General features: G+C 70.9%; 21 protein-coding genes and 2 pseudogenes. 10 read left to right on the forward strand and 13 right to left on the reverse strand.

Annotated elements, in window-relative coordinates; translation table 11 throughout:
• Nucleotides 1-803 (forward strand): annotated as a pseudogene (locus IE069_RS07685) (ISL3-like element ISPfr2 family transposase); the annotation flags it as partial.
• A gap of 211 nt (nt 804-1,014) precedes the next feature.
• A complete protein-coding gene (locus IE069_RS07690; protein WP_189349558.1) occupies nt 1,015-1,554 on the forward strand; it encodes a hypothetical protein in 540 nt (179 codons plus the stop codon).
• Here IE069_RS07690 and IE069_RS07695 read toward each other — a convergent pair.
• The 8 genes and pseudogenes from IE069_RS07695 to IE069_RS07725 form a co-directional block, all read right to left on the reverse strand.
• On the reverse strand, nt 1,516-2,031 hold the full coding sequence (locus tag IE069_RS07695; protein WP_229791015.1) for a class I SAM-dependent methyltransferase: 516 nt from the start codon (nt 2,029-2,031) through the stop codon (nt 1,516-1,518). The genes IE069_RS07690 and IE069_RS07695 overlap by 39 nt on opposite strands.
• A pseudogene (locus IE069_RS15610) lies at nt 1,991-2,197 on the reverse strand (class I SAM-dependent methyltransferase); the annotation flags it as partial. The pseudogene IE069_RS15610 and the gene IE069_RS07695, both read right to left, overlap by 41 nt.
• 183 nt (nt 2,198-2,380) lie before the next feature.
• Nucleotides 2,381-3,175: a DUF4352 domain-containing protein gene (locus IE069_RS07700; RefSeq protein WP_189349559.1), complete on the reverse strand. Its 795-nt coding sequence runs from the start codon at nt 3,173-3,175 to the stop codon at nt 2,381-2,383.
• Between the two features lie 171 nt (nt 3,176-3,346).
• Nucleotides 3,347-3,973 (reverse strand): DUF305 domain-containing protein, encoded by a 627-nt coding sequence (locus IE069_RS07705; RefSeq protein ID WP_189349560.1) that lies wholly within the window; start codon nt 3,971-3,973, stop codon nt 3,347-3,349.
• A 43-nt stretch (nt 3,974-4,016) separates the two neighbouring features.
• Nucleotides 4,017-4,424: a DUF6153 family protein gene (locus tag IE069_RS07710; protein WP_189349561.1), complete on the reverse strand. Its 408-nt coding sequence runs from the start codon at nt 4,422-4,424 to the stop codon at nt 4,017-4,019.
• Between the two features lie 214 nt (nt 4,425-4,638).
• Entirely contained in the window at nt 4,639-5,079 is a 441-nt protein-coding gene (locus tag IE069_RS07715) for a DoxX family protein (protein WP_189349562.1), read from the reverse strand.
• 87 nt (nt 5,080-5,166) lie between these two features.
• Complete coding sequence (locus tag IE069_RS07720; protein ID WP_189349563.1) at nt 5,167-6,189, reverse strand: NADP-dependent oxidoreductase; 1,023 nt, start codon at nt 6,187-6,189, stop codon at nt 5,167-5,169.
• A gap of 24 nt (nt 6,190-6,213) precedes the next feature.
• The gene (locus IE069_RS07725; RefSeq protein ID WP_189349564.1) at nt 6,214-6,597 is read right to left on the reverse strand and encodes a DUF1304 domain-containing protein; all 384 of its coding nucleotides are present in this window, start codon (nt 6,595-6,597) and stop codon (nt 6,214-6,216) included.
• 95 nt (nt 6,598-6,692) lie between these two features.
• Between IE069_RS07725 and IE069_RS07730 the strand changes: the two genes are divergently transcribed.
• Together IE069_RS07730 and IE069_RS07735 are read left to right on the forward strand one after the other, a co-directional pair.
• Entirely contained in the window at nt 6,693-7,268 is a 576-nt protein-coding gene (locus tag IE069_RS07730) for a TetR/AcrR family transcriptional regulator (protein ID WP_189349565.1), read from the forward strand.
• Nucleotides 7,269-7,312: 44 nt separating this feature from the next.
• Entirely contained in the window at nt 7,313-7,969 is a 657-nt protein-coding gene (locus IE069_RS07735; RefSeq protein WP_189349566.1) for a pentapeptide repeat-containing protein, read from the forward strand.
• Nucleotides 7,970-8,025: 56 nt separating this feature from the next.
• Here IE069_RS07735 and IE069_RS07740 read toward each other — a convergent pair whose 3' ends face one another.
• The 5 genes from IE069_RS07740 to IE069_RS07760 all read right to left on the reverse strand — a co-directional run bounded on the left by IE069_RS07740 (nt 8,026) and on the right by IE069_RS07760 (nt 11,912).
• A complete protein-coding gene (locus IE069_RS07740) occupies nt 8,026-8,604 on the reverse strand; it encodes a Fic family protein (protein ID WP_229791016.1) in 579 nt (192 codons plus the stop codon).
• A gap of 47 nt (nt 8,605-8,651) precedes the next feature.
• Entirely contained in the window at nt 8,652-8,900 is a 249-nt protein-coding gene (locus tag IE069_RS07745; protein ID WP_189349568.1) for a hypothetical protein, read from the reverse strand.
• A gap of 191 nt (nt 8,901-9,091) precedes the next feature.
• Nucleotides 9,092-10,015 (reverse strand): ribokinase, encoded by a 924-nt coding sequence (locus tag IE069_RS07750; protein WP_189349569.1) that lies wholly within the window; start codon nt 10,013-10,015, stop codon nt 9,092-9,094.
• On the reverse strand, nt 10,012-11,049 hold the full coding sequence (locus IE069_RS07755; protein ID WP_189349570.1) for a LacI family DNA-binding transcriptional regulator: 1,038 nt from the start codon (nt 11,047-11,049) through the stop codon (nt 10,012-10,014). The genes IE069_RS07750 and IE069_RS07755 overlap by 4 nt, the downstream gene beginning before the upstream one ends.
• Nucleotides 11,050-11,300: 251 nt before the next feature.
• Complete coding sequence (locus IE069_RS07760; protein WP_189349571.1) at nt 11,301-11,912, reverse strand: TetR/AcrR family transcriptional regulator; 612 nt, start codon at nt 11,910-11,912, stop codon at nt 11,301-11,303.
• Nucleotides 11,913-12,112: 200 nt separating this feature from the next.
• On the opposite strand from IE069_RS07760, the gene IE069_RS07765 reads away from it, so the two are divergent.
• Genes IE069_RS07765 through IE069_RS07790 form a run of 6 tightly spaced genes read left to right on the forward strand, consistent with a single transcriptional unit; the run spans nt 12,113 to nt 18,939 of the window.
• Nucleotides 12,113-13,828, forward strand: a complete 1,716-nt coding sequence (locus IE069_RS07765) for an amidohydrolase (RefSeq protein ID WP_189349572.1) — start codon at nt 12,113-12,115, stop codon at nt 13,826-13,828.
• A 43-nt stretch (nt 13,829-13,871) separates the two neighbouring features.
• Nucleotides 13,872-14,858 (forward strand): ABC transporter substrate-binding protein, encoded by a 987-nt coding sequence (locus IE069_RS07770; protein WP_189349573.1) that lies wholly within the window; start codon nt 13,872-13,874, stop codon nt 14,856-14,858.
• Nucleotides 14,830-15,654, forward strand: a complete 825-nt coding sequence (locus IE069_RS07775; RefSeq protein WP_189349574.1) for an ABC transporter permease — start codon at nt 14,830-14,832, stop codon at nt 15,652-15,654. Before IE069_RS07770 ends, IE069_RS07775 begins: the two co-directional genes overlap by 29 nt.
• A complete protein-coding gene (locus tag IE069_RS07780) occupies nt 15,651-16,427 on the forward strand; it encodes an ABC transporter permease (protein ID WP_189349575.1) in 777 nt (258 codons plus the stop codon). Before IE069_RS07775 ends, IE069_RS07780 begins: the two co-directional genes overlap by 4 nt.
• Complete coding sequence (locus tag IE069_RS07785; protein ID WP_189349576.1) at nt 16,424-17,278, forward strand: ABC transporter ATP-binding protein; 855 nt, start codon at nt 16,424-16,426, stop codon at nt 17,276-17,278. Before IE069_RS07780 ends, IE069_RS07785 begins: the two co-directional genes overlap by 4 nt.
• On the forward strand, nt 17,275-18,939 hold the full coding sequence (locus IE069_RS07790) for a sulfatase family protein (protein ID WP_189349577.1): 1,665 nt from the start codon (nt 17,275-17,277) through the stop codon (nt 18,937-18,939). The genes IE069_RS07785 and IE069_RS07790 overlap by 4 nt, the downstream gene beginning before the upstream one ends.
• Nucleotides 18,940-18,956: the final 17 nt, after the last annotated feature.

Genomic DNA, 18,956 nt, shown 5'->3' on the forward strand with positions numbered 1-18,956 from the left:
GGCGCCACACCAGGCGTGGCGACAAGTACGTCACCGTGATCATCGACCTCACCCCGGTCCGCGATGGCGCCGGCCCAGCAAGGCTGCTGGACATGGTCGAGGGCCGGTCGAAGGCGGCGTTCAAGACCTGGCTCGCCGACCGCGACGACGCCTTCCGTGACGCGGTCGAGGTGGTCGCGATGGACGGCTTCACCGGGTTCAAGACCGCCGCTGCAGAGGAGATCCCGGACGCGGTCACGGTGATGGATCCCTTCCATGTCGTGCGCCTGGCCGGTGACGCCCTCGACAGGTGCCGGCGCCGGGTCCAACTCGCGATCCACGGGCACCGTGGGTTCAGGGACGACCCGCTCTACAAGTCGCGGCGCACGCTGCACACCGGCGCGGACCTGCTCACCGACAAGCAGAGCGACAGGCTACGCGCGCTGTTCGTTGATGACGCTCACGTCGAGGTCGAGGCGACCTGGGGTGTCTACCAGCGCATGATCGCCGCCTATCGCCACGAGGACCGGCAACGTGGCCGCGAGCTCATGGAGAAGCTGATCACCGACCTCAGCGCCGGCGTCCCCAAGGTGCTCACCGAGCTCACCACCCTGGGCCGGACCCTGAAGAAGCGAGCCGCTGACGTGCTCGCCTACTTCGAACGACCCGGCACCAGCAACGGGCCGACCGAGGCGCTCAACGGACGGCTCGAACACCTGCGCGGCTCCGCACTCGGGTTCCGCAACCTGACCAACTACATCGCCCGAAGCCTGCTCGAGACCGGCGGCTTCAGACCCCAACTCCTACACCCCCGATTGGGATGAGCCACATATCTGCGATCTCTCCGGTACCGGAAATTTCGATCTTGCCTGTACGAACGAGGACTTCGGTTGCCCTGAAGATTCCGATCGTCAGAGGCGGTGGAACTACACGGTAGCCGATCCGAATCTTGTCGCCACGTCTCAATTTCGGTGCAGTCCTGTCGCCGGAGAATCCCTGGACGAGGAAGCAGGCGAGGCGGCAGAGGAGGTAGTGGTGACGCTCGAAGAATTCCGCCGCCTTCCACTGCCAGCCTCGGAGATCATTTTCGAGAACGGTGTAGAGGGCGAGCCGATGTACGGCATCGCGCTGATCGGGCACCACGTAAATCTGTGGGCCGACTCCGAGGAGTTCGAGACGACGACCTCCATCCTGGGGGCGCCGGTCGACGTCAAGGCCACTCCCATCGAATACCGGTGGACCTATGACGACGGGCAGTACCGGACGACTCCGCATGCCGGCGAGCCCCGTCCTGACGGAGTGGACCCCTACGAATACAAGACCCACACGAGCATCGTCTACGAGGAAGCGGGAAACTACGACGTCGCGCTGGAGACCGTCTATGCCGGGTACTTCCGCACCGGTGGATCCGGGTGGATCCCCATTCCAGGTGTCGCAGTCGTAGCAAGCGATCCGAAGGTGAACAGCATCTGGAAGACCGAGACACGACTCGTCTCGGAGGACTGCACGGAGAACCCCGACGGCTGGGCCTGCGAATCACCGTTCCTGAAGACGCCGCCGTGGGAGCAGGGGTGACCGGCGCTGAAGGAGCACCACTCCGTCGTCGATGATGGCCGCCCGCCCCTCGGGATCGACTGTCTCGCGGGGTCGAAGTTCCTTGATGCGCACGTCCCAGAGGTTCAGATCGAGGTCGAGCTGAGCGATTTCCTCGTCGGGAGTGAGCAGGTTGTGGTCGGCGTGCATCTCCGGGGGCGCCCACGGTGGCACGGCCGCGTGAGTCACGATCAGCAGATGGCCGCCCGGGACCACGCGGGATGCCGCGGTGCGAAGAATCGACGCCCGGGTCAAGGCGACCGGTGAGTGGAAGAAAGAGGCGGTGACCAGGTCGTACTCGTCGTCGGTCGACCAGTGTTCCAGGTCGACCGCTTCGAATCGGGCCGCACCCGGGGAGGGGGGCGCCGTCGGCGGCGGCAGACGCCCGGGCGATGGCAGTCGGCGCGATGTCGACGCCGACCGTGTTCCACCCGTGCTGGGCCAGCCAGATGGCATCACCGCCCTCCCCGCAGCCGATATCCAGAGCCCGCCCCGGCTGCAGTCCGCTGACGACGTCGGCCGTCGTCTGGTTGACCCGCCCGGACCAGATGGTCTCGGCCGAGCCGTACCGGTTCTCCCAGAAGGCGGCGGGCGTGGAGGCGTCCTCCGTGGTGTGGCTGCTCATGTGCTGTCCGTCCTCTCGGCGTCTTGAAGGCGACGCTGGCTTTGCCTGGTGCAAGTCTCGACGAACGATCGCGAAATCGCAAACGTGTTTGCCGATATAGCAAAATAAGGCATCGCAAACGGCGCCGGCGCGATCCGCTGGGACCGTGCCGGCGCCGTCGTGGAGCGGCAGCCCGGACTGGACCTACTTGGTGTTCCAGACCACCGGTTCGCCGTTGAAGTCCAGCGTGCCGGAGACACGCAGCGTGGCGTCCTCGAGGGCTTCGGCCGGGACGTCGAAGCACGACTGGAACGACGCCGTCCCTCCCGACGTCAGATTCGGCTGGTCGTAGCCCTCGTTCTCCAGGACGGCGCTGCAGGTCGTGGTCGAGTAGATGCGCGAGTCCGAGCCGACCAACTCGACGTTCAGTTCGATCCAGGGAACCCCCTCCTCCGCGCCGGTGTAGGTCGCCGTCAGGTCGGCGAGCACGTACTGCGCCTCTGCGGGTTCGTTGTACTCCCAGGCTGCGGCGACTTCCTCGCCCGCGTCCAGATTCACGGCATCCACCGTGACCTCGTAGTCGTCGAGCTGGCCGGTGGCGCCGATCGCGAGGGGCTCGACCGATGTGGTCTCCTCCTGCTCCTCGTCGGTGGCCGCGCGCTCCCCGGTCTCCGCCTCTTCGATCGCCTGGTCGAAGGACTCCGAAACCTCGTCGATCGCGGCCCCGTAGAACGCCTGGGAGGCGAAGACGATGATGATCGCGACGACGGCGATGATGCTCGAGGCGATGCCCAGGCCCTTTCCGCCGTGGCGCTTGGACGCGATGACGAGCGAGGCGATGCCGAGCCCGAGCGCGATGACACCCAGGACCGCGGCGAAGTTGTTGATGATCGGCAGCGCGGACAGGACGATCGCCACGATCGCGGTCACGAGTGCGGCGACGCCGAGCCCCTTGCCGGCGGAAGTCCTCGCGACTCCCGTGTGGATCTGATTGCTCATTGTTCCCCCAACGAACTGGATGATGTCGGTCGCGCCGAAGACCTCGGCGCGACTCGATCAAAACCCTAGGCGGGGGCACCCGCAGAATAGGTTCAGGGGAGCGGGGGCGGGGTGCGCCGGCGGCGCGGTCGGCCGGTGCTCAGACCGGCCGACCGCCCCGTTTCGGAGGGGTCAGCCCTCGAGCATGCCGCGCATTCGGGAGATCTCCGCGTCCTGCGCGTCGATGATCTCCTGCGCCAGCTCGCGCGCCTCGGCGTTCTGTCCCTCGTCGATCACCGTCTGCGCCATGGTCACGGCGCCCTCGTGATGGGCGATCATCTGCTCCAGGAACAGCTTCGCCGCGTCGTCGCCCGTGGCGTGCTGGAGCTCGGCGAGGTCGTCCTCGCTCATCATCCCGTCCATCCCGCCGTGGCCGGAGTGCTCGCCGTCGCGGGCTCCCCACGCGTCGAGCAGCTTCTCCAGCTGCCCGATCTCCGGGCCCTGCGCCGCCTTGATCTCGACGGCGAGCTCCGCGGTCCCGCGCCCGAGGGCGCTCTCGCGCAGCCCCTCGGCCCCGAGGACCAGGCCGGACATCTCGATCGCCTGCCGGTGGTGCGGGATCATGCCGGTCGCGAACGCGATGTCGGCCTCGTTCGCCTCGGCTGATGCGGTGTTGCTGGCGGCGGCGTCGCTGCCCGGCGCACTGCTGGCGGCCGGGCCGGTGGTGCCGGCGTCGTCATTCCCGGTGGCGCATCCGGCGAGGGCGATCGCTCCGATCGCGAGCACGGCGGCGGAACGGGTCATCGTTGTCTTCTTCATGTCTACTCCTGTGGTCGGTGTGGTGTGCGGTCGGGGCCGCATTTCACGTCCGACAGACGCAGAGCATGTTGAGGTCGGGCGGCCGGGGTGGCGCCGGGAGTGGGACGGGCGTGCGGGGGAGCAGGCGGCGCCACGCGCGGAGCCGCAGCCGGAAGGCGGGCGGCCCGGCGAGGTGCAGGACCGCCGCGATCAGCGCGAGCAGGCAGGCCGCTGCCATCGCGGCATGCGCCTGCGGGCAGTCGGCGCAGTCCTCGGTACCCGGGGCCGGATGCGAAAACGACGACGCCGCGCCCGTTGCTGCGTGCGCCCCGCCGTGGGTGGCGGGGGCGGCTGCGGCGGGCGCGGCGTCGTGCTGGGCGGAGGGGGTGCCGTGCTGGGCGAGGGCGTGCATGCCCAGCAGGCCGAGGATGATGCAGCAGGCGCTGATCAACGCGGCGAGGTTCGCGCGCACTCGAAGACCCTCCTGCTGCCGATGCCCTGGTTGCGGGCGTCGCGTGACACCCGATCCCCGGAAGTCTAAGGGGTGAAGCTGAGAGGATCTCGGACGCGGGGACCCGGCCGGAAACGCAGTCGTGCCCCGAACCGGGCGGTTCGGGGCACGAGTGCTGGTGCGGGTCATGAGACGGCGCCGCCTCGAGGGGATCAGGCGGCGTTTCGCGCGGGGATCAGGCGAGCTTCGCGAGCGCGCCCTTCCGGCTGCCGAAGAGGGCGGCGTCGAGGGAGATGCGGCCCGGGCCGACGAGGAAGAGCGCCAGCGTCGCCGCGCCGAGCGCGAGCACCAGCTCGTACCCGCCGTTGGCGACGAACACGCCGGCGCCGGCATGGACCAGGATGATCGCCGCGGCCATGTTGACGGTGAGCAGGATCGCGACGGGCCGGGTCAGCAGGCCGAGGATCAACAGGGCGCCGCCGGCGAGCTCGAGCGAGGCGATGACCGGGGCCACCGCGGCCGCGGCCGGAACGCCCATGTCGGTGAAGGCGCCGACGGTGCCGGGGATCGTGAATTCGTTGAACTTCTGCCAGCCGTGCGCCAGGAAGAGGAAGCCGAAGGCGACTCGGATGATCAGGCGGGCGGCGGCCGATGCGGTGGAAGCGGAGGTGTTCATAAGAATACTCCACCACGATTTAGTTTAAGCTTCAACAGATCGTGACGATTCTTGTCGTGTCGTCTTCGCCACATCGACCGCTCCGGGTCAGGCCGTGCGGACCACCATCTTGCCCGTGTTGGCGCCGCGCATCATGTCCAGGAAGGCGTCGACGGCGTTCTCGATCCCGTCGACCACGGTCTCGTCGTACTGGACCTCGCCGTCGGCGAACCACCCGCTCATCTTCTCGTTGTACTCGCCGGCCTTGTCCAGGTGGTGCCCCAGCGTGAAGCCGCGCATGGACAGGCTGCCCTTGATGAACTTGACCAGGTTGTCCGGACCGGCGGCGGGCCCGGTGGTGTTGTACTGCGAGATCGCACCGCACAGCGCGATGCGCCCGTGGTCGTTCATGACGTCGATCGCGGCCTCGAGGTGGTCGCCGCCGACGTTGTCGAAGAACACGTCCACGCCGCCCGGGACCAGCTCGGCCAGCTGCTCGCGGACCGGCGCGCTCTTGTAGTTCAGCGCGGCGTCGAACCCGTACTTCTCCTTCAGGAGGGCGACCTTCTGATCCGAGCCGGCCGAGCCGATGACCCGGCCAGCGCCCAGCAGGCGGGCGATCTGCCCGACGGCGGTGCCCACGGCGCCCGCCGCGCCGGAGACGAACACGGTCTCACCCGGCGCCACGGGGGCGATCTCGGTCAGGCCCACGTAGGCGGTCAGCCCGGTCATGCCCAGGATGCCCAGGTAGAGCGACGGCGAGGCGCCCGGCAGGTCGGCGACGGCACGGAACGCGCCGGCGTCGTCCTGGGCGACGTCCCGCCAGCCGAGCTGGTGCAGGACCAGCGTGCCGACCGGCAGGTCCGCGGAGCGGGAGGCGACCACGCGGCCGACGGAGCCGCCATTCATGGTCTCGCCGAGCGCGAAGGGCGGGATGTAGCTCTTCGCGTCCGACATGCGACCGCGCATGTAGGGGTCCACGGACATGAACTCGTTGGCGACACGCACCTGGTTCTCGCCGAGGTCGTCGAGCTCGATGGTGACGGTGCGGAAGTTCTCCGGGGTCGGCCAGCCGTCGGGGCGGGCGACGAGCTGGATCTGGGTGCTGGTCTGGCGGGTGTTCTCAGTCAAGGTGATTCGCTTTCTGGTGGTGGTTCAGATCAAGGAGAGGAGCAGTACGACGACGCCGGCGGCCGGGAGGAGCCCCTGCTTGGCGGCCGCGGCGCGCTTGTTCGGCGAGCTGATCGCCAGCACCGCGGCCGCGGCGGCCATCGAGCCGAGCCCCGCGAACGTCAGCGTCAGCCCGGCCGTCGTCGCGCCCGCGGCCACGGACGCGATGCCGGCGGCGGCCAGGATCGCGAGGAAGAGGTTGTAGAAGCCGTGGTTGAAGGCGAGTTCGCGGGTGGCGAGGGCCTCGTCGCCGGTGGTGCCGAAGGCGGCCCGGGCCCGAGGGGAGGTCCACGCGATCGACTCGAGATAGAAGATGAACACGTGGACGGCGGCCGCGAGGGCGGCGAGGACGAGGCCGGCGATGATCATGGGGTTCCCTGGTTCGAGGCGGACTGTTTTTGTACTGACCGTTCTAATATATACTGGAATGACCGTTACGCAAATATCGAGTTCAGGAGGCCGCCGTGGGGCGTGTGCAGACGTTCGAGACCGATGTCGTGGTGCGCGCTGCCCGGGCGGTGTTCTGGCAGCGCGGATTCGAGGAGGCCTCCATCCCCGAGCTCGAGCAGGCGACCGGCCTGCGCCGGTCCAGCCTCTACAACACGTTCGGCAGCAAGCGCGGCCTCTTCGATGCCGCCGTCGCGAGCTACTTGCGCGAGGTCATCGCCCCGCGCCTGCGCCCGCTGACCGAGGCGCCGGTGGGTGCGGACGCCGTCGTCGACTACCTGATGGGGATGCGCGCCGGCCTGGACGACCCGGAGGCGGACGCCGCGCGGCACGGGTGCCTGCTGATGAACACGGCGGGCGCGCCGGTCGCGATGGAGCAGGCCGTGGGCGAGGCCGTCGCGGCCTACCGCGAGGAGCTGCGCCGGGCGCTGGCCTCCGGGATCGCCGCGCGGCACCCGGAAGCCGGCGAACGTGAGCGCGGGCGCCTGGCCGAGGCGGTGACCGCTCTGGTGACCTCCGCCTTCGCGCTCACCCGCGTGGACAACGCGGCGGCGCTGCGCAGCCTGGACGCCGCGCTCGACCTCGTCGACTGACCGCCCGCGCGCATTATGAGGTTCCGGGTCATTACACTGGTGGGATGACTTCACCGAAGAGCCCCCGACTGCCGTCCTTCGCCGATCTGGCGCCCGCCGCCCACGCGGATCTGACCGCCCTGCCGGTGGACGGCCGCGTCGAGGACGCCGCGTTCGTCGAGGACGCGGCCGCCGGTGCCGACCTCGAGGACACCGTCTTCACGGGGTGCAGCTTCCGCCGGGTGATGCTCTCCGACGCGGATCTGAACCGGACCAGCTTCGGCGACTGCCGCTTCGCCGAGCTCAACGCCCCGGTGTTCCGGGCGCCGGACAGCACGTGGTTCAACACGCGCCTCGCGCAGACGCGCCTGGGCTCCGCGGAACTCTACGGGGCGTCCCTGCGGTCGGTCCGGTTCGACGGCGGCAAGCTCGGGTACGTCAACCTGCGCCAGGCGAAGCTGCGCGATGTGGCGTTCCAGGACGTGGTCTTCGACGAGCTCGACCTCGGTTCGGCGAGCCTCGACCGGGTCTCCTTCACGGACTGCCGCATCGACACCCTCGCCCTCGACGGCGCGAAGCTCAAGGATGTGGACCTGCGGGGCGTGCGCTTCCGCGCGATCTCAGGGCTGGCCGGGCTGCGCGGGGCCACGGTCGACGCGCTCCAGCTCGCAGACCTGGCCCCGGCGCTCGCAGCCCACGTGGGGCTCGTCGTCGCCGACTGAGCGTTGCGAGAGCCAGGGTCGATGTTGGATCCCAAAAGTTGAGCACAGGGCGTAGATCAGTCCGTCACAGGAATCGTTCTGATGAAATCGGCCAAGTCGATCGGGTCTCGGTGGCGGTCGTAGGCGCGGAGGAGTTCTATGTAATGCCTCTTCTCAAGGACCCAGTCGTAGACTTCCACAGTCTCCGTTCCCTGCGCGGCTGCGAACACAAGATCTGCGAGTAACCGCGTGGAACGGCCGTTGCCGTCGACGAATGGATGGATCCGGACGGTCTCCGCATGAACAGCGATACCGAGGATGCGGGGATCCCAGTCGTCCGTGTGATGCCAGCGATACAGGAGATTGGCCAATGCGGCGTGGAGCTGAGTCGCGATCTGTTCCGGCGCAACTCCAATATTCAATTCTCGTTTCCGGTATACGCCTGCCCACGTCCAGATGTCGCCGTACATTCGGCGGTGCAGCCCTCGGACGTAGGTGTCGGTCAGGAGCTCATCTACGTCTAGTTCGCCTGCCAAGACGGCGGTCAATTGTTCAGCGGCTATGTCGTCTTGAACCGCTTGCTCAAGATCGAAGACAGAGGCTTTGGAAGCCGTGCCCGTGAGGATCGCGCGGGCGTCGACTGTGAGAGCGTCCAATTCGTCACCGTTTAACGGAGTCTCTCCGTAACCCGGTTCGAAAGCCATCAGCTTCGGCGCCGGCGTTCGGCCAGAAAGCGCTCTGCTTGTTCGGAGCGCACGAAGCCCTCCGGGACGCTGCGGTGTTCGAGGTGGGCTGAAGCCTTGGTCGAACGAGAGACGATCGTTTTTATCGCCTTCGCACTGACGGGCTTTTTGTTGACCACTTGTCGCTTCATTTCCATCACCTCTTCTTCGCAGCGTTGTCCTGTCTCCAGAATACGCCGCGTTCTAGTGGTGAGGCGCCACGTCATCATGTTGGACCGTCATCCACGGTTGTCGTTGCTGGTTGCGTCGAGCCGAAGGCTTGTCGCGCCAGTCGTCGCGAATTGCTGGCATTCCCGGATTTTGCAGCACTGAGCGACGACTCGCGGCTGGTTGGTCGCGCTCAGTGACTACTCGCGGCGCAATGCGGTGCGAGTCACCAGCAGATTTCCGCGGTCGCCGGCTACGCGCCAGGCAGCTCGTCGAGCGTGCGCGGGTAGGACGCCTGCGCGCCCGGTTTGGCGACGGAGGCGGCGGAGAACCGCGCCGCGAAGCCGGCCGCCGCGACGAGCTCGTCCCCGGCGGCCAGCCGAGCGGCCAGCGCGCCCGTGTAGGCGTCGCCGGCGCCGGTGGTGTCGACCGCGTCCGCGCGCACGGCGGCCACCGTGCTCAGGCGCGCACCGTCGTCGTTCGCGGTGGTTGTCATGTGCTCGGCGACGAGAGATCCCGCCGCGCCCAGCGTGATGACCACGCTGCGCACCCCGTGCCCCAGCAGGGCCCGGGCGGCGTCCTCCGGCGCCTCGGGGGCGTCGCTGCCGAACTGCTCGAGCACCAGGGCGGCTTCGTGCTCGTTGACCACCAGTGGGTCCGCGGCCCGGATCACGTCCGGATCCACCGCGATGACCGGCGCCAGGTTCAGTACCACGCGCTCGGCCGCCGCGGCCGCCCGCTCGACGGCGGCGGCCGGGATCTCCCCCTGGAGCACGACGACGCCGCGCACCTCGCCGAGCCCGCCCACCACGTCCGCGGTGACGGTCGCGTTGGCGCCGGGCACGACGGCGATCGAGTTCTCGCCGGCCGCGTCGATCGAGATCAGCGCGATGCCGGTCGGCTCGTCGACGCGTCGCACGCGGGACAGATCCACTCCGGCCTCGGCCAGCATCCCGAGGGCGACCTCGGCGTGCGGATCCCGGCCGACCGCCCCGACGAACTCGGTCTCCGCACCGGCCAGCCGCGCCGCGAGCGCCTGGTTGGCGCCCTTGCCGCCGGGCGAGGTGACGAAGGAGCGGGCCAGCACCGTCTCGCCCGGGCCGGGGAGGCGGTCCATGCTGACGGCGAGGTCCGCGTTGCTGGACCCGATGACGGTGACGGTTCGGTGGTGGCTCATGCCGGGTTCCTCTCTGCGGCCGGGCCGATCGAGGCCCGGTCGGTGAAGGTGCTTCTCAGGACGGTGGATGCGGCCGGTTGCCCGGCCATCAGGTCGGCGAGGGTGTCGACGGCGCGGCGCCCCATGTCGGTCAGGTCGTGGCTGATGGTCGCCAGCGGAGGGTCGTGCAGGGCGAATGCCTCGATGTCGTCGAAGGCGATCACGCTGAGGTCGGTCCCCGCCGCGAGTCCCGCCTCCCGCCACACGGCGAGGGCGCCGATGGCCATGGGGGAGTCCGCGATGACGACGGCCGTGGGCCGCTCCTCGAGCCCCAGCAGCCAGCGGGCCCCCTCGGCGCCCGAGGGGGTGCGGAAGTCGCCGTGGAAGTGCAGGTCGTCGCCGGCGTCGAGCCCGTGGGCGGCGAGCGCGGCGCGGAAGTCGGCGTAGCGCTCGGCGGCGGTTGAGGTGTGCTCGGGCCCGCCGATGAACGCGATGCGCCGGTGGCCGTCGCGCGCGAGCCGGGCGACGGCGTCGTGCAGCGCGGCGGTGGACGACGCGGTGACGTGCGGGGCGGCGACGCCGGCGAGCGTGCGGTCCACCAGGACGGTGGGGATGTCGCGGGTGAGGAGGTGTTCGACGGCGGGGCTCGGGCGGGTGCCGCCGTCGCTGTCGAGGCCCTGGGGGACCAGGAGGACGCCGTCGACGCGGCGGGACATCATGGCGTCGAGGAACTCGTCCTGCTGGGCCGGATCCTCGTTGGCGTTGCCGATGAAGGTGACGAGGCCGCGGTTCCGGGCGGCCTGTTCGACGGCGTGGGCGAGGTCGGCGAAGTAGGGGTTGCGCACGTCGGAGATCAGCAGGGCGATGCTGTCGGTGCGGGTGGAGCGCAGGGAGCGGGCCTGGGCGTTGGGGGAGAAGCCGAGCTCGGCGGCGGCCGCGGTGACGCGGTCTCGGGAGGCCTCGCTGGTGGCCGGGTTGCCGGAGAGGACGCGGGAGGCGGTGGCCGAGGAGACGCCGGCGGCGCGGGCGACGTCACGGATGGTGACGGGCTGCATGCGGTGCTCCTCGGGTCGGCGGCGGTTGTGTAATCGATTCCATGGAATCGATTACACGAGTGTGCCACCTCACGCGAGGGCCGTCAATCGGGGTGCTGAGGAGCGGTGCTGGGGCCGCACACGTTTGAGCCTGAGGTACAGACATGAGCCTGAGATCCGAGCACCCCCTGCGTCAGGAGCTCAGGCCGGAACGCGTGCTGTGGGGCGTGGTGTGGTGCCGGGGGTGGCGCTTCTCACGAGTTCCGCGGCGCCTACCGCGGCAGCAGCATGGACTGCAGGGCGCGGACGAGTTCGTCGATCATCCGCCAGGAGCGCTCCTCGTCCGGGTCGGAGACGTGCTGGATGCTGATCCCGTCGATCCCGGCCACGGTGAAGCGCGCCGCGACCGTCGTGTCCGTCGCCGGTGTCACACCCGAGGCCGCGGCGCCGGCGTCGAAGATGGCGGCGGTGGAGCTGATCCACGCGTCGTACATCTGCCGGTTGACCTGCTGGGCCTGCTCGCGCTCGCGCGGATTCGTCAGGCGCTGGCCGCGCAGCAGCAGCTCGAACGTCGTGATCTGCTCGTGTGGGTGCGCGGCCATGCGCCGCCAGATCCGCCGCATGTGCAGGTCCACGACCTCGGCGAGCCCGGCGTGCTCCGGCAGGGGGTCCAGCTGCCGGGCGTAGTCGCGGCTGAGGTGGTGGTAGACCTCGAGCAGCAGGTCCTCCTTGTTGCGGAAGCAGTAGTGGAGGGCGGCCAGCGGGGCGTCGGCCTCGCGGGCGATCCTCCGCGTGGTCGCGGCGGTGACGCCTTCCTGCGCGATCACGCGCGCGGCTGCCTCGACGAACTGCTGGCTGCGGTCTGCAGCGGAAACCCTGCCCACGACGTCCTCCTCGGTCCTGGTGGTCCATCCTATGCGGCGCCGCGATCGGCTCCGTGACGCCCCTGCCGCGCCCTGTTTCCGGGGCCCGGACCCTGCGATCTATTAAATCTTCCCACAAAAGCTGGTCAAGTGACTTAGTCATGCGACATACTCTTGTATGTGGCGCCGATCACAGGCGCTTCGACAGTGAGGAGGCCAGCATGAGCACAGCATCACCGGACCTGGTGATCACCGGCGGGACCGTGCCGGTGCTCCCGGTCCCCGGCGCGGCCGCCGGCTTCGGCGCCGCCTCCCAGTACGACGACGTCGCGGACGCCACCGCCGTCGCCCTCACCGGTGACAGGATCACCGCGGTCGGCGGCGAAGAGGTCGCGGCCCTCGCCGGCCCCGGAACCCGCGTGGTCGACGCCGCCGGCGGGGCCATCCTGCCCGGGATCAACGACGCCCACCTGCACTTCATCGCCAGCGCCTACTCCCGCTACTGCCTCGCCCCGCTCGGCTCGGCCCGCGACTGGGACGGCGTCGCTGCCCTCCTGGAGGCGCTGGAGCCGGGCGCCGACGGATGGATCCGGGCGCACGGCTGGGACGCGGCCGTCCTCGGCGACGGCGGCACCGGCCGCGTCGCCGCCGCCCGCCCTGACGCGCCGGTCGTGGCCTACGACCAGACCGGCCACCAGCTGCTGCTCAACCGCACCGCCATGGACCGGCTGGGCCTGCACGGCGCGGCCGACGTCACGGGCGGCACCGTGACGCGCGACGTGGACGGCGCGCCCACCGGCCACTTCGCCGACGCGGCCATGGGCCTGGCCGGCGCCGGCATCCCCGAGCTGCCGCGGGAGTCCCTGCGCTCGGCCGTGCTGCGCCACCAGGCCGACCTGCACGCGCTCGGCATCACCTCGCTCACCGAGCCGGGCCTCGGCCCCGGGGGCGCGAGCCTGCTCAGCGGCGCCTGCACGGCCTCCGCCCTCGAGCTGCTCGCCGACCTCGCCGAGGCCGGCGACCTGACCATGCGCATCACCGCGCTCATGCTCTTCAGCGGCACCGGCGGCGCCACCGCCGAGGCCACCCGGCGCGGGCTCGACTCGGGCCTGCCGCGGCTGCTCGACGGCCGCGGCATCGACCCGCTGCAGCTGCGCATCGGCGGCGTCAAGGTCTTCGCCGACGGCACCCCGCGCTCGGGCAGCGCCTGGATGAAGGACACCTACCGGACCCCGTGCGGCCACCACCACGGCCACCTCGTCATCGCCGGCGCCACGGACGCCGAGCGCGTCGAGGAGCTCAACGGCATCATCGCCGCGATCCACGGCGCCGGCCTGCAGGCCGGCGTGCACGCGACCGGCGACGCCGCCACGGCCGCCGTCGTCGACGCGATCGCCGCCGCCACCGCGGCCGCCCCGCGCGACGCGCGCCACTACGTCATCCACGGCGCCTTCGCCGACGACGACGCCCTGCGCCGGCTCGGCGAGCACCGCGTCGGCTACAGCACCAACCCGGCCATCCGGTCGGCGGCCGGACGCCTCATGCTGGGCGTCCTCGGCGGCGAGCGCTTCGCCCGCCACCAGCCGCTCACCAGCGCGCTGGCCGCCGGAATCCCCGCCAACATCGCCTCCGACGCCCCCGTCACCTCCCCGGACTGGCGCCACAGCGTGGTCGCCGCGGCCACCCGCGACACCACCGCCGGCCCCGGCGGGGACGACGACGAGCGCCTCGCCCTCCGCACGGCCCTGGCCCTGATGACCGGCACGCCGGCCTGGCAGGACCACGCGGAGCGCCACAAGGGCCGCGTGGCCGCCGGCCAGCTCGCCGACCTCTGCGTGCTGGCCGGCCCGCTGCCCGGCGACCCGCGCGAGCTGCTGGAGAACCCCACGGCCCTCACGGTCGCCGGCGGACGGATCGTCCACCGGCGCGAACCCTGACCACTCCCACCCATCCGCACATCCCACCCACCTGGAGAACATCATGAACAAGCGCATCCTGGCCCTCGGATCGGTCCTCGCGCTCGGCGCGGCCCTCACCGGCTGCGGAGCCGACGAGGGCGCCGGCGAGGGAGACACCAGCAAACTCACGGTCGGCACGATCGGCATCGGCTCCGACGCGGCGATCGCGCTCGGCATCGAGAGGGGGTACTTCGCCGACGAGGGCCTCGAGATCGAGACCAGCGTCGTCGCCAACCCGCCCGCCGGCATCGCCGCCGCGCAGAGCGGCCAGCTCGACATCACCTACACCCCGTCCATCCCGCTGCTCAACGGCCTCTCGCAGGGCGTCGACCTGCAGATCCTCGCCGCCGCGGACGGGTACCCGGACGGGACCGCGGAGCTCGAGGACCCGAGCCAGGTCGACGACACCGGGCTCTTCGCCGCCGCCGGCAACGGCATCGAGACCCCCGCCGATCTCGAGGGCAAGTCGGTCTCCGTGCCGGCGCGCAACGCCCAGCTCGAGGTCACCATCGCGAAGGCGATCCTGGACGACGGCGGCGACCCGGGCACCGTGAACTGGATGGTCCTCGACCCGGCCTCGGCGCTCCAGTCCCTCGAGCAGGGCCGCATCGACGCGGCCGGGCTCGTGGCCCCGTTCTCCAACACGGCGGCCGACGACGGGCACACGCACCTCTCGGCGCCGGGCGCGGAGTTCTTCGGCGACGGCGCGATCGGGCTGTGGGTCGCCTCGGGCACGTTCGCCGAGGAGAACCCGGAGGCGGCCGCCGGCTTCGTCCGGGCGATCTACAAGGCCAACGCCTACGCCAACGAGAACCTCGACGAGGCGATCGACAAGTCGGCGGAGCTGACCCAGGTCGACCGCGCCGTGATCGAAGCCGGTGCCGACAGCTACTGGCCGGACGAGGTCGACCCGGCGGACATCGAGGCCGTCAACGCCTCGCTCGTCGAGCTCGGCTACCTGGAGACGGAGGTGGAGCTCGATGACGATCTCGTCTACGACGCGCAGTAGCGCCGCCGGGCGCCGGCTCGACGTCGACGCCCCCGTCGCGAAGACCGTCCTCGGGGCGGTGGGCGCCGTCGTCCTGCTGGGCGGCTGGCAGCTCGCCGCCGCCTCCGGCGCCTTCGGGACCGGGCTGCCCACCGTGACGGACACGCTCGCAGAGCTGGTCCGGCTGCTCGGAACGCAGGTCTTCTGGGTGGACACGGGCGTGACCGTGGCCAGCGCGGCGGCCGGGCTGGCGCTCGCCGTCGCCGGCGGCGTGATCCTGGGCGTGCTGATCGGCATGTTCGAGCCCGTGTGGGCGGCGACGCTCGCGATCACCGAGTTCCTCAAGCCGATCCCGCCGATCGTCATCCTGCCGCTCGCCGTGATGGTGTTCGGCCCGACGTCGAAGATGGCCCTGTTCCTGGTGGTCGCCGGCTGCCTGCTGACGGTCTCCATCCAGGCGATCGCGGGCGTGCGCGACGCCGACCCGGTGGCCCTGGCCACGGCCCGCTCCTACGGGATGGGCCGCGCCGAGACCCTCTGGCGCGTGGTGCTGCCCGGTGCGACGGCGTTCATCGGCACGGCCGTGCGCGTCTCCGCCCCGGCGTCGCTCGTGATCGTGGTGGTCGCCGGCCTGCTCGGCGGCGCCCCCGGCCTCGGCCGCAGCATCTACCAGGCGCAGGCCGGCGGCCTCTACCCGACCCTCTACGCGCTGGTGGTGGTGCTCGGCGTGCTCGGCGTGGCCTCGCAGTGGGCCAGCTCCGCCGTCGAACGCCGCGTCCTGCACTGGCACCCGTCCTTCCGGAAGGAGACGCCGTGAAACGCCGCGCACTGAACACCGTCCTCGGGGTCGGCGCCCCGGTGGCCGTCATCGCCGCCTGGTGGATCGTCTCCGCCGGCTCCACGAACGCGTTCTTCCCGCCGCTGGCGACGATCATGGAGCGCTTCCAGGCGCTCTGGCTGTTCGACCGCTTCGCCTCCGACGTGCTGCCGAGCCTGCGGAACCTGGGCATCGGCTACGCCATCGCGGTCGTCGTCGGCGTCGTGCTGGGCTTCGTGATCGCCACGGTGCCCGTGCTGCGGGCCATGTTCGAGCCCGCCCTGCACTTCATCCGCGGCATCCCGCCGGTGGCCCTGATCCCGATCCTCATCACGCTGATCGGGTTCGGCCAGGAGATGCGGGTGACATCGATCGTCCTGGCCGCCACGTTCCCGACCATGATCTCCACGATCGACGGGATCCGGGCGGTCGACACCGGCCTGCGCGACGTGTGCTCGGTGTACCGGCTGCGCAAGCACGAGCGCCTGCTCCGGGTCTACCTGCCCGCCGCCGGGCCGCAGATCGCCGCCGGAATGCAGGTCAGCCTGCAGATCGGATTCATCGTCATGATCGCCTCGGAGATGCTCGGCTCCTCGCAGGGTATCGGGGCCATGACGCTGCTCGCGCAGCAGAGCTTCCTCGCCGCCGACATGTGGGCGGGCATCCTGCTGCTGGGCTTCCTCGGCTTCGCGGCGAACATCCTCTTCGAGGCCGCCCGCTCCCGCGTCCTGGCCTGGTACATCGGATCGAAACGACAGGAGCGTGCAGCATGAGCACCGCCTACGCCGCCTCGGCCCGCGCCGGGCGCACCACCAGCAACAAGTCCCTACGGGAGGACACCGTGACACAGACCGAACCGCGCCTGCGCGTCGAGCACCTGGCCAAGTCCTACGGCCGCGGCGACCAGGAGAAGCAGATCATCGGGGACCTGACGTTCTCCGTGGACAAGGGCGAGGTCGCCTGCATCGTCGGCCCGTCCGGCGTCGGCAAGACCACGCTGCTCAAGTGCCTGGCCGGGCTGCACCCGTCCACCGGGGGCGCCATGTACATCGACGGGAAACCGCTGGACGGCCCGCCGGCGGAGATGGCCCTGGTCTTCCAGGACTACTCGCGCTCGCTCATGCCGTGGCTGACAGTGGAGAAGAACGTGAGGCTGCCGCTGCGGCACATGCGCCTGCCGAAGGCCGAGGCGGCGGAGCGGATCGAGGACGCGCTGGCCGCCGTCGGGCTCTCCCATGCGGCGAAGCAGTACCCGTGGCAGCTCTCGGGCGGCATGCAGCAGCGCGTGGCGATCGCCCGCGCGCTGGCCTACCGGCCGGAGGTCCTGGTCATGGACGAGCCGTTCGCGTCCGTCGACGCGCAGACCCGGTTCGAGCTCGAGGACCTGTGCCTGTCGATCCGCGACAAGCTGGACATGACGATCGTCGTGGTCACGCACGACATCGACGAGGCCGTCTACCTCTCGGACCGGATCGTCGCGATCGGCGGCAAGCCGGCCGGCGTGCTCGAGGTCATCGACGTCGACCTGCCGGGCGAACGCGACCAGATCACCACACGCGCGCTGCCCGAGTTCGCCGAGCTGCGCTCGCGCACCCTGTCCCTCATCCGCAAGGCCCAGCAGTGAGCCGGCCCGGGGCCTCGGACCGCCCCAACGTCCTGTTCGTCATCGCCGACCAGCTGCGCGCCGACCACCTGGGCTTCGGCGGCGACGGCCACGTGAACACGCCGAACCTCGACGCGCTCGCCGCCCGCGGCGCCGTGTTCGACGAGGCGTACGTCGCGAGCCCGACGTGCATGCCGAACCGCGCCAGCCTCCTCACCGGGCGCTGGCCGTCCGCCCACGGGACCCGCTGCAACGGCATCCCGCTGGACCCGGACGCCAGCACGTTCGTCCGCCAGCTGGCCGGCTCCGGCTACACGACGGCGGCCGTCGGCAAGCTGCACCACCAGAACATGGGGTGGGAGTTCGAGCCCGAGCAGCTGGAGCAGATCCGCGCCACTTCGCCGCTGCTGCTGGACGGGGGCGCGCCGGACTCCGTCGTGCGGGACCGCGAGCCGGGCTGGGACCGGCACGAGGACCGCGCCCGGCACGACGACGCCTACCTGCCGCTGCCGCGGGACTACTACGGGTACAACGAGGTCGACCTGGTGGTCGGCCACGGCGACGCCCCCGGCGGGCACTGGCGGCACTGGGCCCGCGAGCGCGGCGTCGACCCGGCGCAGGGCGGACCGGCGGCGAGCCCGCGTCGCTCGAGCGCCTGGGAGCAGGTGTACACGTCGGCGATCCCCGCGTCCGCGCACCCCACCGAGTACGTGGGGGAGCGGGCCGAGGCGCGCGTGCGGGCCGCGGCCGGGCAGGACGACCCGTTCTTCCTGTTCGTCTCCTTCCCGGACCCGCACCACCCGTTCGCGCCGCCGGCGGAGTACGCGGACCGGCACCGCCCCGAGGACATGCCGCTGCCGGTCGGGTTCCACCAGGACCACGCGCGCTCGCCGGAGCACGTGCGCCTCATGGCCGAGCGCCGGGGCACCCCGGACGGAGACCCGACCATGACGTTCGCGGTCGACGAGGAGCAGTACCGTCAGGCGCTGGCCGCGCAGTACGGGCAGATCGAGTTCGTCGACGACCAGGTGGGGCGCCTGCTGCGGGCCCTCGAGGAGTCGGGGCAGGCGGAGAACACGCTGATCGTCTTCACCGCGGACCACGGGGACCTGTTCGGCGACCACGGCCTGATGCTCAAGCACTTCGTGCACTACCGGGCGGTCACGCGCGTGCCGCTGCTCGTCGCCGGCCCGGGGGTCGCCGCGCGGCGGATGCCGGAGCTGGTCTCGACGGCGGACCTGGCACCCACGCTCCTCGACCTGACCGGGACGCAGCCGTTCCGCGGGATCCAGGGGCGCAGCCTGCGGCCGCTGCTGGGGGACGACGCCGGCGCGCCCGGAGCCGCGCCCGGCACGAGTGCGGCGGCCGGCACCGGAGCAGCGGCAGCGTCCGGCGTGTCGTGGCGGGAGGCGCTGCTCGTCGAGGAGGAGCAGCCGTTCTCCGTGCCGGGGCTGCCGGCACCGGTGACGATCCGGACGGTGCTCACGTCGCGGGGGAGGATGACGCGCTACTTCGGCTCGGACGAGGTGGAGGTCTACGATCACGGCTCGGACCCGGACGAGATGGTCAACGTCGCCGCGGATCCGGACGCGGCGGCGCTGCGCTCGCACTTGGAGGGGGCCATGCTGGAGGCGATGGCGTCCGTCGCGGAGACGGGGCTCGCGCCCACCGCTTCGGCGTAGCGCCCGGGGCTCCGGCC

The sequence above is a fragment of the Zhihengliuella salsuginis genome (assembly GCF_014651715.1).
Lineage (GTDB): Bacteria > Actinomycetota > Actinomycetes > Actinomycetales > Micrococcaceae > Zhihengliuella > Zhihengliuella salsuginis.